The sequence below is a fragment of the Rossellomorea sp. DUT-2 genome (assembly GCF_052665285.1).
Map to the genome: position 1 here is coordinate 90,844 of NZ_JBQPEO010000005.1, position 13,922 is coordinate 104,765.

Consider the following 13,922-nt stretch of genomic DNA (forward strand, 5'->3'; position numbering starts at 1 on the left):
AGGCGACTATGGTAATCAAAGATATCATGAATAATGTGACGGACTTCTTCAATGAACATGTAGCTCCAGTTCACAAAATTACGTCAGTGGAACTGACAGAAGATGAAGGCTGGAAGCTTCAAGTCGAGGTAATTGAAGAAAAAGAATATATGAAGAAATATGCTAAAGATGAAATGCTTGGAACGTATGATGTTCTTCTTAATAAAGAAAAGGAAGTCACATCATTTAAACGACGGGATATCCGTTACAGAAGTGCCATCGGACAGGAAATGTAGTGGATGAGCGAGTAGGAGGGAATTGTAAGTGACGGTCTTAACAAAACGGATCAAAAAGGATAGCAGGGCATTAATACAAGACGATGAAACGAAAGAATTGCTTTCGCGCTCATTGCAATACCTTAAAGCTGGATATCCTGTACATTTTACAGGTCCTTCCGGAGCCGGCAAAACGTCTCTTGCCCTCGCACTGGCGAAGAAGAGAAAAAGACCGGTGATGCTCATGCACGGAAATCATGAACTGAATAATAAAGACTTAATCGGGGATTTCACAGGTTATACGAGTAAAAAAGTGGTCGATCAATATGTTCGATCTGTTTACAAAAAGGATGAAAGTGTCACTGAGACATGGAGAGATGGACGTTTACTGGAAGCAGTAAAGAATGGCTATACCCTTGTATACGATGAATTTACAAGATCACAGCCGACAACGAATAATATCTTCCTATCCATTTTAGAAGAAGGGATCATCCCTTTATATGGATCGAAGCTAACGGAACCTTTTATTCGCGTACACCCGGAATTTGCAATCATATTTACTAGTAATCCTGCAGAATATGCAGGGGTGTATCAAACACAGGACGCTCTCCTGGATCGGCTAATTACCATTAGCGTAGATTACAAGGGAGCAGAACAAGAGGCAATGATTGTATCGGAAAAAGCAAACTTGATTATGAGTGAAGCAAGAGCGATTACAACACTTGTCTCTACATTACGTGATCAATGTACCAACGAAATGAACGGACCGAGCTTGCGTGCTTCCTTGATGATCGCGAGGCTCGCCATTGAATCAGACATCCCCATAGACGGTAAGGATTCAGATTTTCAACGTCTATGTATTGATATAGTAGCACACAGTGTAAGTCGATGTATCGACGGAGAAAACCCACAAGAAAAAGCAGAAAAATTAATTATAGATGCATGCAAAGGTATGAAGATATCTGAGGAATAAAGGAGAGTTTTCATGATGAGTAAGGAAGAAATGGGAATTTATATATTTTGTGCCATTCAAACAGAAGAAGACGATCAATTTGGTTCCATTGAAATTGAAGGCGAGGAACGCGAGACGTTCACGATCAGATATAAAGACGCTGCTATGGTAGCAGCAGAAGTACCGATGAAAATCTATCATCCTAAGAAGCAGAATTTACTCATGCACCAGGGTGCCGTATCACGGGTGATGGATCAAAAGGATACGGTCATCCCGATCAGCTTCGGGAATGTCTTTAAATCAAGGGACGATGTAGCAGCCCTTCTGGAAAACCTTTACCCCCAATTCGAAACCCTTTTCCCGGCAATCAAGGGGAAAATCGAGCTAGGGTTAAAGGTTATCGGTAAAAAGGAATGGCTGGAAGAAATGGTCAAAGAAAACCCGCAGGTAGAAAAAATGGCATCAGCCGTTAAAGGGAAATCTGAATCTGCCGCGTATTATGACCGCATTCAGCTTGGAGGAATGGCTCAGAAGCTATTTGCTTCCCTGCAAAACGAGGTTAAGCAGGAAGTCTATGCTCCCCTTGAGGAAACAGCAGTGTCAGCAAAAGCAAATGACCCTTCAAGTGAGAAAATGCTTCTCAACGCATCATTCTTAATTGATCGGGACCAGGAAGAACTGTTCGATCAAAAGGTCAATGAAGCCCATGAAAAATGGAAGGATAAGGTCGAATTTAATTACAGCGGTCCTTGGCCGGCTTACAATTTTGTCAACATACGCTTGAAGGTTGAGGAAGGCTGATGATTCATAAATTGGTGAGCGCACCAATTAATTTAGTCATTAAAGTCGGCGAAAAGATCAAAGAAGAAGCAGACAAAGAATTATACGACCTTCCTACTATTCAACAAAAATTGATTCAGCTTCAAATGATGTATGAATTAGGTGAAATTCCTGAGGAAGCATTCCAGGAGAAAGAAGATGAGCTCTTAACAAGGTATGAAATTGCGAAACAGATGGAAATGGAGCAATGGGAAGAATTAACGAAAAAGAAACAAGGGTGATCAGATGAGCGATTTAATTTATTTATACGGCTTAATCCCAACAAAGGAAGCAAATAAAGAATCCCTTCCTTCCATGAAAGGGTTTGATGGAGAAGGAGAACTGTATACGATTGAAATCGGTGACGTGACAGCAATTGTTTGTGATTTGCCACCTGATGAATACTCAGAAGAGACCATTAAGGAAAAAGTCGATAACGACATGGACTGGCTTCAGGAAAAAGCGTTCCATCATCACGAAACGGTATTGATGGTTTCAAAGTTGTATACCATTATCCCCCTGAAGTTCTGTACATTGTACAAGAACGAGGACAGTCTCAAGTCCACGATAGAAGGCAATCGTAACAAGCTGGAAACGACATTTGACCAGTTGGATGGCAACGAAGAGTGGAACGTCAAGATCTACTGTGACGATAAGCTGCTGAAGGAGCAAGTAAGTGAAAGCAACCCATCCATCGAAGCCAAAAGGAAAGAAATCAGCGAATTACCAAAGGGCAGGCAGTTTTTTGAAAAGAAAAAAATCGATCAGCTGATTGATCGGGAACTTGAAAACGAAAAGAACAGACTCTGTGAGGAAGTTCATGAAAAGCTGAAAGAACATGCCCTTCAAGGAAATATCAAAAAAAATTGGAGTAAGGATGTCACAGGCCGACAAGAACATATGGCTTGGAATAGTGTATTCCTCCTACCCGTCTCCAATGTTGATGAATTTGTAGAGGAAATTAAGCAATACGAAGAAGAACTGGGGCACGCTGGTTGGAAAATTGAAGCATCCGGCCCTTGGCCACCTTATCATTTTTCAAGTTTTTCTTAATCACAAAATAAGGAATGAGAAATATGACAGTCAGAGAATCGATTGAGAACAAAGACATAGCCCTTATAGATATTTTAGATGTCATTCTCGACAAAGGTGTGGCGATAAAGGGAGATTTGATTATATCCATTGCAGGTGTCGATCTTGTGTATCTGGATTTGCGAGTGCTGATTTCCTCAGTAGAGACATTGGTTCAACATAAGCAGGGAACGCGTAAAACAGTAACATCCGATCAATTCGATCAAGAAAGGGAGGGATTGATTCATGCAACAGGCCAGCGGGACAAATGGGCGAATTAATTTCGACCCGGAAAAAGCAGAACAAGGATTGGCACAGCTTGTATTGACCGTTGTAGAACTATTAAGGCAAATCGTCGAGAGACACGCAATGCGGCGTGTAGAAGGCGGTACGTTAACGGATGAACAAGTTGAGAATCTAGGCATAGCCCTAATGAACTTAGAAGAAAAAATGGAAGAATTGAAAGAGGTATTTGGTCTTGACGCAGAAGACTTGAATATAGACCTTGGCCCTTTAGGGAGCTTGATGTAATGCCGATTAGGGAGGTTACATGATGGGAATGGAGCATCCGGTACAGTCCAACACAATAGTGGATGTATTAGAAAAGATTTTAGATAAAGGAGTTGTCGTAGCAGGAGATATTACGGTGGGAATCGCCGATGTCGAGCTGCTCACGATTAAGATCCGTTTAATCGTTGCTTCCGTAGATAAAGCAAAAGAAATAGGTATGGACTGGTGGGAAAATGACCCATATTTAAGTTCCAAAGCCGCAGATAACAACACGAAAGCACTTGAAGAGGAAAATAAGAAATTACAGGAACGACTGGAATCACTTGAAAAGAAACTGGATACCAACCGTCTTAATACGGCGGAAACAAACTAAATGGAGGTTTTACCAATGGCAGAAAAAAATAATACGCAGAACACTACAGTTGAGAATCAAGGACAGGAAAAGAATTCAACGAATGAGAACAAGGCAAGAAGAAGCGGCCCTATCAAAAGAACCGTAGCAGGAAGTCTTTTGGGAGCAACCGTAGGATATCTGGCAACACCTGAAAACGGGAAGAAACTGTTAGATCGTATTGATCAAGAGAAAATCAAAAGTAAAAGCCTGGACTTCGGGAAAGCGGCAAAAGAGAGATCCAGAAAAGCGGCTGTGTCACTAAAATCATCAACAGCCAACCTGTTTAAACGTGATAAAGATGAGGAAGCATCTGAAGACACGGAAACGGCCGTAAATTCAACAGAAACGAACAGCTCGGAGGAAGAGTCGAACCAGGACTATGATGCCCTTAAACAGGAAAATGAAGAACTTCAGACCCGTTTGCAGCAATTAGAAGAGAAAATGAATCAAATTGCCGCGACTCGTGAAGATGAAAGTGATGAAGACGAGGACGAGGATGAAGAAGAAACCTCTTCTAGAAAGAAAGCTTCTAAAAAGTCTAAAGAAGAAGCGACAGATGAAGAGAGTGGTGAAGAAGAAGACGAAGATACGAATGAAGATGAAAACGAAGAAGACGAAGATGATAGCGATGATGAGGAAGAAGCCTCAAGCAAGAAGAAATCAAACGGTAAGTCAGGTTCAAAAGGTAAGAAGCGTTCTACCCGCAAATCTGCTTCTAAAAATAAAAAAGCTGCAAAAAAAGATGAAGATAAAGATGAAGATCAAGAAGAAGACACAACACTCTCTACCGAAGATGATACAGTAGCTTAACAAAAAGGAGATGTGAAAATGAGTTTAGAATCAGGTACAGGGAAGGATAGCATCTTAGAATTTTTTGTACAAGCATCAAACAAGCATGACTTTTCATTAGACATCACGTTAAACGTCAATGGAGCCGTCATAACAGGTACACTCGTCTCCGCAAAGGAATACTTCGACTCATTAAGTGAAACCTTTGAGGATGGCAGTGAAGTGGCTCAGAAGCTGAGTGAGGAGCTTGCAAAGGCCGGGGAATCCGTTGATGAAAACCAAAGCGCTGAAGCCCATTTTATTCACTTGAAGAACACAAAGGTATACTGTGGCGACAGCAAGCCTACCCCTTCAAAAGGGAAAATTATGTGGCGTGGGAAAATAAGTGAGGTCGACGGGTTCTTCTTGGGAAAGATTGCAGAATCGAAGAGTAGTAAATAAGCAAAAGCGACTGAATTCTTTGTTCAGTCGCTTTTAGGTGTTAAAGGAGAACAGAGGAAGTATTATTTCCCGGGCAGGAATCAGCTTCATGGTGAAAAGATCCCCTTTCCAATAATAGATGGAAAGGGGATCTTTATTTTATTATTTCTTTTGAACATTCATGATCTCAGTACTGTTCGCTGGAATGGTGATTTGTACTTCTAAATATTGCTTGCCATCTGAAGCGTAGTTTTGTGTGATGCTACCTTTAGATACAGTATAATTTCCCCCTGCCATATATAAGGGAATTGTGACCTTTAAAGGCTTGTTTAAACGATTGGTTATATCTACTTGCTGAGAAGCGGCACTTCCATCGTTCGCTGTCTGATAAGCAGCGTCAAAGGACATGGTGCCTCCTTCCGTATCTCCGTTTTGGTAAACAGGGATGGAATGACCGGGTTCTTCGTAATTGTAGGAAGAGATCTGCCCATTTTGAACGGAGAAGTCCCTGAATCCTACCCAAGGCTTACCGGATAACTCAATGGCCGTCGTGGTTGTATATAAAATGCCATCTTTCTTTGTGGCATCATCAATATGAGTGTGTCCATGGAGACTGACTGTTACATCATTTGCCTTCATGATATCAATCAATTCTTCAGCATTTTCCCCGTGCCATTGCTGATCGTATTTTATTCCTAGTTTTTCCCCGAGAATTAATGTATTCAAGCGTTGGGGATCATGCTGTTCATCATATTGCTTCCAGTATTCTTGTACCTCTGGATCGTCTTGGGGCCAGATTTCCCTGTCTCGCCATAAGGGATTGTGATGAGAGAAGAGGCCTCGTATTTGATCAGGTTTTGCGGTTTGAGCATTCTTTTGTAAATCTTGTTTGACCCAATCAAGCTGCTTTTCACGGATCTGGCCGCCCCAGGTCGGTACAGAAACCGTACCGGTGCCGCTTCGGTCGATCTTGTGCCAATCAAATGAGTTATACCCGATGAAGTGGGCATATGGACCATAGTCAAAGGAGAAATATTGGGGCCCGAAGTACTTCTCCCAATACTTTGCTCCATCCGTAAGCGTTGCATCCTGGGCGTAGTAATCATGATTACCAGGGACGATATAAACCGGTACATTCAGCTTTTGAAGCATTTTATAGGTTTCTTCATATTCATAAATATATTCGAGTGGATTCAGTTGACCGAACATTAAATCTCCTGTCACGACCACAAAATCCGGATTCTTTAAATTGACTTCTTTAATGGCTTTTTGCAAATATAACCATCTCTTTTTTGGATTCGGATTCCACATCCCGGTTTCGTTTGCCCGGCCGGGAGTGAAGGAAGCTGGATCATCCGGATTACCAAGATTACGGGGAGACCCTATGTGAGTATCCGTTAAATGTAAGAAGGTAAAGTCCTTCTTATATTCGTCTATTACTTTCACAGAATGAGGTTGTTCATCGGTGATTCTTTGTCCATTACCAGTATAGGAAACTTCTAAATCATATAATTTCTGCGGGGTCCCATCAGGAATGAGGACCGTGACCTCGACAATAGAAGAGCTGTCTTTCCAATGAGATTGTCCCTGTTGTACAGATTGGACAGGTAATTCGTAATCACTCGTCAGAGAAGAGTGATTCGTTTGCTTTAATTTTACGTTCCAAGATCCGGCTTCTTTCCCTTGAGTATCAATCTTTAAGGTAAGTTGTTCACCTTTCTTCTTGATAGCCGGTGTTGCAAAGAGAGGGTAAATGATCTGATTTACCTTTTCATCCAGTGAGATATTGGGGAATTCATCTAAGTAATGTGTACTGTTCCCGATCCCTCCATCACGATCGCCAGAAGCGCTAAAAGGGTTGTCCAGTGCCTGGGCTGAAAGTGGAAGAAGAGAAAATACCAACAGGAATACAAATCCTTTTTTAAGCCAATTCATAATGCCTACCTCCTTTTTCTGATTTAAGAGTATCAGCTGTATGTAAAGGCAATGTGGATTCTTGATTACAAGATGTTAATGCTAATATTTACCTCTCGGAAAGGAGACGAACCATATTAAAAAAGGATGCCCCAATATGTGGGACATCCTCTTCTCTATTGTCAAACAAGTATAATCCATAATAATAAAGTGAATATCAGAGCCGTTAAACCTTGAACCAGCGTGGCGGCGGTTTGAGCTTTGTAAGCATCTGTGACTTTCATCCCGCTGAATTGGGTCACGACCCAGAAATAGCTGTCATTGACATGACTGACCGTCATAGCTCCTGCACCAATGGCCATGACCACTAAAGCAAGAGGCACGGCTCCATCAATCCCCATTTGTGGCAGCAGTGGAGCAATCAGGGAGGAAGTTATGACAAGAGCAGCGGTAGATGATCCCTGAGCCGATTTTAATAATGCTGCAACAACAAATGGAATGAGCAGGATGAGTGCACCGGAAAGTAATCCGCCATCGGCAATTCCTTGAATCAATTCTGCAACGGGGGTTGCCTTGATAACGGAACCGAAAGCTCCTCCTGCACCTGTGATTAATAGAATGTTAGTGGCATCTTTCATACCCTGGGTCACCCAACCATTAAGGGTTTCTTCATCCCATTTGGGCATAAGGGCAAACGCAGCCAGGACACCAATCAGTAAGGCGACAACGGGTGAACCGATGAATAAGAGAACATCCGCTACTCCGCCTTTCCACTGAAAGAAGCTGACGACTGAACCTGCACCAATCAATAGGATGGGAAGTACAATCGGAGCAAAGGATTTGAACGTTGAAGGAAGTTCCCCAAAGGATTTGACTATCTCATCATAATCCAAATCCAATTCTTCTTCCCCCTCGATTTCAATTTTACTTGCAACTTTAATAGCCCACAGATACCCTGCTAGAATTGTAGGAATGGCTACAATCATCCCTATTAAAATGATGGTTCCTAAGTAGTCACTGGCACCGATGTTTCCAGCTGCGGCGATGGGACCTGGAGTGGGGGGCACCAGTGTATGAGTGGCATATAGGCCTGTGGCCAGCGCAACAGACATGGACGCCAGGGCTACTTTCGCCCGCTTTGCCAAAGCTTTTTTTAAGCTGGAAAGAATGACGTATCCGGAGTCGCAGAAGACAGGGATACTCACGATGGCACCGATAAGGGACATAGCCAGTTGAGGTCTCTTTTCTCCCACTAAACGCAGAACCACTTCTGCCATCCTAAGCGCTGCACCTGATTTTTCTAAAATCGTCCCGATAATGGTACCTGCGACAATCACGATACCAATATACCCCATTAACCCTCCGAATCCACCGTTGACCGCTTCTACAACTGTATTCAGTGGTAAGCCTGCAAATATACCAACCAAGAACGCGGCAAATAATAACGATAGAAAAGGCTGAAGCTTCAATTTAGCCGTTGTGAAAATGATAAATCCTACCCCTAATACAATGACCGTAAATAACCAAATTGCTGACATGAAATTTCCCCCTTTATCTTTCTCCCTTTGTACGGTGTAAAATTCGTGCGATGTTCCTTGTTTCATGGTAAAGCAGTTCTTCAGCCCGGCTGATGCTCTCTTGCAGAGCCATTGGACCAATGGCAATGGAATGACAGCTGGTAAAGTCTGTGTATAAATTTTGATACCCTTCTCCTAAGCTCCCTGCGATAAGGGATACTGGGGTTTGATGCTGTTTTGCAATGGATGCAATATAGGAAGGGAGTTTACCAAACAGTGTTTGATAATCACTCTGACCTTCACCGGTAAGAATCCAATCAGCCTTCAGAATGGCATTTAAAAGGTTGGACGCTTCAGCCACTAGCTTGGCTCCGGATTCGATTTTTCCTTTTAAATGGAGAAATGCAAAGCCAAGTCCTCCGGCAGCACCGGCCCCGTTTGTATTTTGAAAATCGATTCCCCTCTCTCTTTTAAGCAACTGACTGTAGTGGAGTAGTTGTTGATCAAGCTCATTCACCTGACCTTTAGTAGCTCCTTTTTGCGGACCAAATACAGAAGAGGCTCCTGTTTCTCCGCATAAAGGATTTTCGACGTCCGAAGCAATGTGAAAAGTACATTCTTCTACAAGGGGATGAAGGGTACTCCAGTCCATTTTGACAATGGATCCGAGGTCCTTTCCAAATGGCCCGACGGAGTCACCCTCTTCATTACGAAAAGTAACGCCCAGTGCTTGAAGCATCCCGAACCCGCCATCATTCGTCGAGCTGCCTCCCAGTGCTATGATGAAGCTTCGAAACCCGTCCTCTATGGCTGATATGATGACTTCTCCAATGCCAAAGGAAGTTGTATGATAGGGATTACGTTTTTCAATAGGCACCATAGGTAAACCGGCGATGGAAGCTATTTCAATGATTGCTGTTTTCTTATCACCTAAGACACCATATTCAGTAGAGATTTTTTTTCCTAAAGGCCCAGTGGCTGTTGTATGGACTTTCATCCCTCCAGTGGCGTAAAGCAGGGTTTCGAGAGTCCCTTCGCCACCATCGGCCATGGGGATGACGTTCGTTTTAAAGCTCGAAGATTCATCAAGAAAGGCTTTTTCCATAATGGTTCCTACCTCGAGTGAGCTTAAACTGCCTTTAAATGAATCGGGTGCAATAAGAATATTCATAGCGGCTCCTTTTTTTCAGAAAATATAATCTATTCTTTCATTTAACCAATTTAGGTAAGCGGTTACAATATGGATTCCTCTAAACAATTCTTCATGAAATGAAAAAAGATTGTGCATGTGCACAATCATATTTTACAACTCTTTATTCATCTCCTGGATAATTAGGATAAACCGAAGTAATATGGCGTCATCAAATTGCCGTGGGTTTAGACCTGTCAGTTCCTCGACACTTTCAAGCCTGTACAGAAGGGTGTTTCGGTGAATATGTAATGAGTTCGCCGTTTCTTTCATGTTTAATTGGCAATCGAACAATCGTTGAAGCGTGTGTCGCAAGGTGGAGCTCAATTGAAGGATTCGGTCATTATAACGGTCCATGAATTCCTTACGTATCTCAATGGGGATTTGCTTGATAAAATCCATGATCCCCCAGTCCTGTATATGGATATAGTTGGTGAACTGCGGGAAGGTTTCCTGTAATTCCAGGGAGTTGTGTGCTTCCAAATAAGATTTTCTGTACCCGCTAACTCCTGAATATACATTGCCGACAGCCGTTTTCACCCTGACATACTTTTCCTGTAAATGGTGTTGCAAACGTTTTGCCAGAATTATCGCCTCTTCCTCAGTGGGGCAAATACTTGAAGGGATTCCTATGACGCAGTGGGAGTCGGTAATGAAGGATTGAAAGTGCACATTTGGTAATTGAAGCTTCATTCTCCTTAAAAGCTCTTCTTTCACCATTGGTAAAGGAAGGTTGGTTGTTGAGTGAGCGAATAAGTCTTCAAACTGAACCAACAAAATTTGAACGTTTTGGCTCGTTTCAAGATGTAAGTAGTGATGAGCAAATGCTTCATTTTTTCTTTCATCAAAATAATGAGGGTGTACCAAATCTAATAACCAATTATCCATCAATGTTTTTTGATGCTGCAATTGATTGTGGAAATGAACCTGTTGAAGCATGACTTCAACGGTGATTTTCACGATTTTCACAAACTGATCTAATTCATGTGGAGAACCTGTAACCCCAACGACGCCGATCATCTCTCCCAGGAACTCAATAGGGAGGTTGATGCCTTCTTTCGAACCATGATACTTTTCTAGGTCGTGCTCAGAAATGATTAAGGGTCTTTTTTGTTTGAGAACATACATTGCACCTTCATGAACTTGATTCATACGTGAAGAATCAGTGCTGGCAACAATCACGCCGGATCCGTTCATGATATTAATATTAGTACTAACGATGGTTTTTAATTTTGAGATGATTGGATAAGCTAATTCTTCTGTTATATGCATGTGAAACACCTCGTCATTCGTATTGACTTTATTCTAGCATATGTTTTCTTTCTGCATATTCGGGTATAGATTACTATACAAAGGAGGTTACCTGCATGAAACGTTTAATTGGTAGACTGATCAAATGGGGACCTATTATTTACCCGTTTTATAAGAAATATCGGAATAAAAGAAGACATAAGAAATCTATGACGTATTAAGAGGGCAGCCATCATTGGCTGTTTTTTTTTATTTTTCAGGGCAAATGAAAAACCCCTGGAATCCAGGGGTTTCAGTGTTTTTAATGAGAAGTCTTTCTCATTCCTCTTAACAGTAAGCTTAACAGGAATACAAAGATGATAGCTCCGAGTAAGGCTGGAATGATAGCGATTCCTGCAAGTGATGGACCGAAGCTTCCTAAAAGCTCTCCGCCTATCCATGCACCGATGATACCTGCGATGATGTTTCCGATGATTCCACCAGGAACGTTTTTACCTAATATAAGACCAGCTAACCAACCGATGATCCCACCCACGATTAAATACAAAATAATACCCATTTTTCTAACCTCCATGTAATGTTTTTTGTGATGTGTTGTTACTGATTTAATTCCCTTTTATTGAGGAATTAAAACCTAATAGGTCGTCACTTGGAAGATTTTTTGCAGGATATACATGACATATTTAAAGGCAGGCAGTTTATCCTGATATTTCTCATATTTAACGGTGTAGGTGCCATCTTCGTTATTCCAGATACGGTTGAAATACTGATCAATATCTGACATGGTTTTGCTATCAGTTGGGGCCACGATCTTTATGTTTTCTTCTAAGTTATAATCATCTAAGTTTCTTGAAGTGTAATTACTGGATCCTCCGATGACGGTGCTCTCTTTTTCACCTTTTATATAAATAAACTTGGTATGGTATTGTTCCTTATTGGTGTTGTACCAGCGAATCGTAATATGGTCATTGTCCAGGTTGTGCAACTCTGATGCGATTGGCAGGTTGGGTAACCCAATCTTTTCTTGACCGAAGGCATTCTGATTGGGGTCGAGTACCAATCGTACCTCTACTTCACGATCAGCAGCATCCCCTATGGCATCGATAATGTCCCGATCTGCGAGATAGAACATCCCGATCCAGATTTCATCCCCTTTATTTGCTTTATTCATAGCATTTACGACACTTGTTTGAACTTTCTTTTCAGTAAGGATCTGTGCTTTCACGGAGGCCTCTGCAGGGGGAAGTTTTTTAATAGACTGATCTAAGTCTTCCCCGGTAGGAAATGCCTCTACATTTCCCCCGGAAAATGCAGCCACTGCCTTTTCGGCTTTCACCATTTCCTTAAGAATTTCCCCTTTGACTTTGAACCCTATATTTGAGTGGAAACCGCTGGCGTCATGGGGGTTGGCGGAAAGAATAAGTCCCGCGTTCTCTGTAATGACGACCTTTCTGTGATTCGCTTTAATATTCAACAGTTTCAAGTAAGATCTCATGGTTACCTTAGGTGCAGAAGGGGCCATGGGGTTTGGAAGCCAACCATAGCCATCCTGACCGAACCAGCCTAGAGCGGTCCTCCACACCCCTGAGTATAAGATATTGGGATCTCTGAGGCGGTTTAAATCGGTAAAAATCACCTCAGCCCCAAGGTCTTCTAAAGGTTCCAATTGTTTAGCCGTATGGGACCCATACGTGGTGTTGACAACATCACTGATGAAGACCACCTTTAGATCAGGGTTCTTTTTCATCTGTTTTTGAATCGTTTTCGATAATTTTTCACTGATCCTGGGGTAATCGCGATCACCCTTTGTATATCCATTTACTAAAAATAAGTCCAAAATAAGAAAGTCTTCTGCTTCTTCAATAGTTTGATACACTTCATCAAAGATTGAATGATCATAGAGTTCTTTTCCATCCTTCTGGTACGTAAGGTCGTATAAAAACTCTACATCCTTTTCAGGTATGGTATAAGCACTGCCGGCATAGGATACTCCCGGAGGTAAAGGCTTTACCCGGTGGTAAAACATGACGACTGTAAGGATCAATATAATGACGCCCCCGATCCACCAGCTTTTCTTCTTATACCACTTTTTCTTTGTTTTCAATTGAATTCCCCTGTTCTACTGTTTTTTTCTTACTATACCCTTAATGGTAGCGGAGGAATCCCTGATGGCTAAGATGAGCACTATTTTTTTACAAGGCTCTTTTCGCAAAGATTGTGGTTTTCTAATATAGAATCTGAGAGGGCTCTGTCAACCAATATGTGCGGGATGGTGAGGGGAACTGCTCCGCTTGCAGCTAGCGTTCGGCCGAGCCTCCTCAGCTTAGCCGAACGGGGTCTCGGCACGCCCGTACTTCCGCAGGAGTCTGCGCAGTTCCCCTCGCCATCTTTGACAGAATTTTCTTGACAGAGCTTCAAGGTGTGCAAGAAAACAAAGTAACTAAAAAAATTCTTCTTTCTTAAAAGGTAAATCAATCTCTACTTAGCTTAAATGAGACTGTTTGCTAAAATTCTTGTTTTAATTGTTTTCCATTAAGGATTCATGCTTAGAAAGTTGATTCTCGCTGCAGGATGCTCGACTCCTGCGGGAATAGCTGGACAGTCCGAAATGCGGAGGCGGCTTGCTCAGCCCCGACAAGCATAAGGTGAATGGGCCGGGAAGGCGTTTTTTGCCTTCTTGGACCATTTAGCTTAAGACCTCGAGGGGCTAGCCGCTGGAGCTGGACAGGTGAGACCCCGGAGGCGCAGCCGAGGAGGCTCACCGCCAGCCCCGCGGAAAGCGAGCATCCTGGAGCGGAAATCAACTATTACTTTCTCCCTCTACAATAAGCAAAAATTTTTA

General features: G+C 42.3%; 16 protein-coding genes. 10 read left to right on the plus strand and 6 right to left on the minus strand.

Annotated features, from left to right (window positions below; translation table 11 throughout):
- The first annotated feature begins 8 nt into the window (after positions 1-8).
- From gvpO to gvpU, 10 genes are read left to right on the plus strand one after another with little or no spacing between them, the layout of a single operon-like run.
- A complete protein-coding gene (gene gvpO, locus ACOSV2_RS18255) occupies positions 9-275 on the plus strand; it encodes a gas vesicle protein GvpO (RefSeq protein ID WP_113969335.1) in 267 nt (88 codons plus the stop codon).
- Between the two features lie 28 nt (positions 276-303).
- Entirely contained in the window at positions 304-1,227 is a 924-nt protein-coding gene (gvpN, locus tag ACOSV2_RS18260; protein WP_428976363.1) for a gas vesicle protein GvpN, read from the plus strand.
- Positions 1,228-1,239: 12 nt separating this feature from the next.
- Complete coding sequence (locus ACOSV2_RS18265) at positions 1,240-2,007, plus strand: GvpL/GvpF family gas vesicle protein (protein WP_113969333.1); 768 nt, start codon at positions 1,240-1,242, stop codon at positions 2,005-2,007.
- The gene (locus tag ACOSV2_RS18270; RefSeq protein WP_113969332.1) at positions 2,007-2,267 is read left to right on the plus strand and encodes a gas vesicle protein GvpG; all 261 of its coding nucleotides are present in this window, start codon (positions 2,007-2,009) and stop codon (positions 2,265-2,267) included. Before ACOSV2_RS18265 ends, ACOSV2_RS18270 begins: the two co-directional genes overlap by 1 nt.
- 4 nt (positions 2,268-2,271) lie before the next feature.
- The gene (locus tag ACOSV2_RS18275) at positions 2,272-3,078 is read left to right on the plus strand and encodes a GvpL/GvpF family gas vesicle protein (protein ID WP_428976364.1); all 807 of its coding nucleotides are present in this window, start codon (positions 2,272-2,274) and stop codon (positions 3,076-3,078) included.
- A gap of 23 nt (positions 3,079-3,101) precedes the next feature.
- Complete coding sequence (locus ACOSV2_RS18280; protein ID WP_034764922.1) at positions 3,102-3,377, plus strand: gas vesicle protein; 276 nt, start codon at positions 3,102-3,104, stop codon at positions 3,375-3,377.
- Positions 3,343-3,627 carry a gas vesicle protein K gene (locus ACOSV2_RS18285; RefSeq protein WP_034764925.1) on the plus strand — a complete coding sequence of 95 codons (285 nt, stop codon included), beginning with the start codon at positions 3,343-3,345 and terminating at the stop codon, positions 3,625-3,627. The genes ACOSV2_RS18280 and ACOSV2_RS18285 overlap by 35 nt, the downstream gene beginning before the upstream one ends.
- A 22-nt stretch (positions 3,628-3,649) precedes the next feature.
- Positions 3,650-3,979, plus strand: a complete 330-nt coding sequence (gene gvpJ, locus ACOSV2_RS18290; protein ID WP_113969330.1) for a gas vesicle protein — start codon at positions 3,650-3,652, stop codon at positions 3,977-3,979.
- Positions 3,980-3,994: 15 nt separating this feature from the next.
- Positions 3,995-4,810 carry a GvpT/GvpP family gas vesicle accessory protein gene (gene gvpT / locus ACOSV2_RS18295; RefSeq protein ID WP_428976365.1) on the plus strand — a complete coding sequence of 272 codons (816 nt, stop codon included), beginning with the start codon at positions 3,995-3,997 and terminating at the stop codon, positions 4,808-4,810.
- Between the two features lie 18 nt (positions 4,811-4,828).
- Positions 4,829-5,230, plus strand: coding sequence for a gas vesicle accessory protein GvpU (gene gvpU, locus ACOSV2_RS18300; RefSeq protein WP_113969329.1), 402 nt, complete (start codon positions 4,829-4,831; stop codon positions 5,228-5,230).
- A gap of 141 nt (positions 5,231-5,371) precedes the next feature.
- On the opposite strand, the gene ACOSV2_RS18305 is transcribed toward gvpU, so the two are convergent.
- The 6 genes from ACOSV2_RS18305 to ACOSV2_RS18330 all read right to left on the minus strand — a co-directional run bounded on the left by ACOSV2_RS18305 (position 5,372) and on the right by ACOSV2_RS18330 (position 13,184).
- Positions 5,372-7,144: a metallophosphoesterase family protein gene (locus ACOSV2_RS18305; RefSeq protein WP_428976366.1), complete on the minus strand. Its 1,773-nt coding sequence runs from the start codon at positions 7,142-7,144 to the stop codon at positions 5,372-5,374.
- Positions 7,145-7,305: 161 nt separating this feature from the next.
- Positions 7,306-8,661: a GntP family permease gene (locus tag ACOSV2_RS18310; RefSeq protein ID WP_428976367.1), complete on the minus strand. Its 1,356-nt coding sequence runs from the start codon at positions 8,659-8,661 to the stop codon at positions 7,306-7,308.
- Positions 8,662-8,674: 13 nt separating this feature from the next.
- Positions 8,675-9,811, minus strand: a complete 1,137-nt coding sequence (locus ACOSV2_RS18315; protein WP_428976368.1) for a glycerate kinase — start codon at positions 9,809-9,811, stop codon at positions 8,675-8,677.
- Between the two features lie 132 nt (positions 9,812-9,943).
- Positions 9,944-11,101 carry a CdaR family transcriptional regulator gene (locus ACOSV2_RS18320; protein ID WP_428976369.1) on the minus strand — a complete coding sequence of 386 codons (1,158 nt, stop codon included), beginning with the start codon at positions 11,099-11,101 and terminating at the stop codon, positions 9,944-9,946.
- Positions 11,102-11,381: 280 nt separating this feature from the next.
- Positions 11,382-11,639, minus strand: a complete 258-nt coding sequence (locus ACOSV2_RS18325; protein ID WP_098438646.1) for a GlsB/YeaQ/YmgE family stress response membrane protein — start codon at positions 11,637-11,639, stop codon at positions 11,382-11,384.
- A gap of 75 nt (positions 11,640-11,714) precedes the next feature.
- Positions 11,715-13,184 carry a phospholipase D family protein gene (locus tag ACOSV2_RS18330; RefSeq protein WP_428976370.1) on the minus strand — a complete coding sequence of 490 codons (1,470 nt, stop codon included), beginning with the start codon at positions 13,182-13,184 and terminating at the stop codon, positions 11,715-11,717.
- Between the last annotated feature and the right edge of the window lie 738 nt (positions 13,185-13,922).

Bases quoted from the DNA above. Each gene is read 5' to 3' on its own strand.
- ACOSV2_RS18285 (WP_034764925.1), top strand. From the start codon at position 3,343: ATGCAACAGGCCAGCGGGACAAATGGGCGAATTAATTTCGACCCGGAA.
- ACOSV2_RS18265 (WP_113969333.1), top strand. From the start codon at position 1,240: ATGATGAGTAAGGAAGAAATGGGAATTTATATATTTTGTGCCATTCAA.
- ACOSV2_RS18320 (WP_428976369.1), bottom strand. From the start codon at position 11,101: ATGCATATAACAGAAGAATTAGCTTATCCAATCATCTCAAAATTAAAA.
- ACOSV2_RS18325 (WP_098438646.1), bottom strand. From the start codon at position 11,639: ATGGGTATTATTTTGTATTTAATCGTGGGTGGGATCATCGGTTGGTTA.
- ACOSV2_RS18270 (WP_113969332.1), top strand. From the start codon at position 2,007: ATGATTCATAAATTGGTGAGCGCACCAATTAATTTAGTCATTAAAGTC.
- gvpU (WP_113969329.1), top strand. From the start codon at position 4,829: ATGAGTTTAGAATCAGGTACAGGGAAGGATAGCATCTTAGAATTTTTT.
- gvpJ (WP_113969330.1), top strand. From the start codon at position 3,650: ATGGGAATGGAGCATCCGGTACAGTCCAACACAATAGTGGATGTATTA.
- ACOSV2_RS18310 (WP_428976367.1), bottom strand. From the start codon at position 8,661: ATGTCAGCAATTTGGTTATTTACGGTCATTGTATTAGGGGTAGGATTT.
- gvpT (WP_428976365.1), top strand. From the start codon at position 3,995: ATGGCAGAAAAAAATAATACGCAGAACACTACAGTTGAGAATCAAGGA.
- ACOSV2_RS18315 (WP_428976368.1), bottom strand. From the start codon at position 9,811: ATGAATATTCTTATTGCACCCGATTCATTTAAAGGCAGTTTAAGCTCA.
- ACOSV2_RS18280 (WP_034764922.1), top strand. From the start codon at position 3,102: ATGACAGTCAGAGAATCGATTGAGAACAAAGACATAGCCCTTATAGAT.
- gvpO (WP_113969335.1), top strand. From the start codon at position 9: ATGGTAATCAAAGATATCATGAATAATGTGACGGACTTCTTCAATGAA.
- ACOSV2_RS18275 (WP_428976364.1), top strand. From the start codon at position 2,272: ATGAGCGATTTAATTTATTTATACGGCTTAATCCCAACAAAGGAAGCA.
- ACOSV2_RS18305 (WP_428976366.1), bottom strand. From the start codon at position 7,144: ATGAATTGGCTTAAAAAAGGATTTGTATTCCTGTTGGTATTTTCTCTT.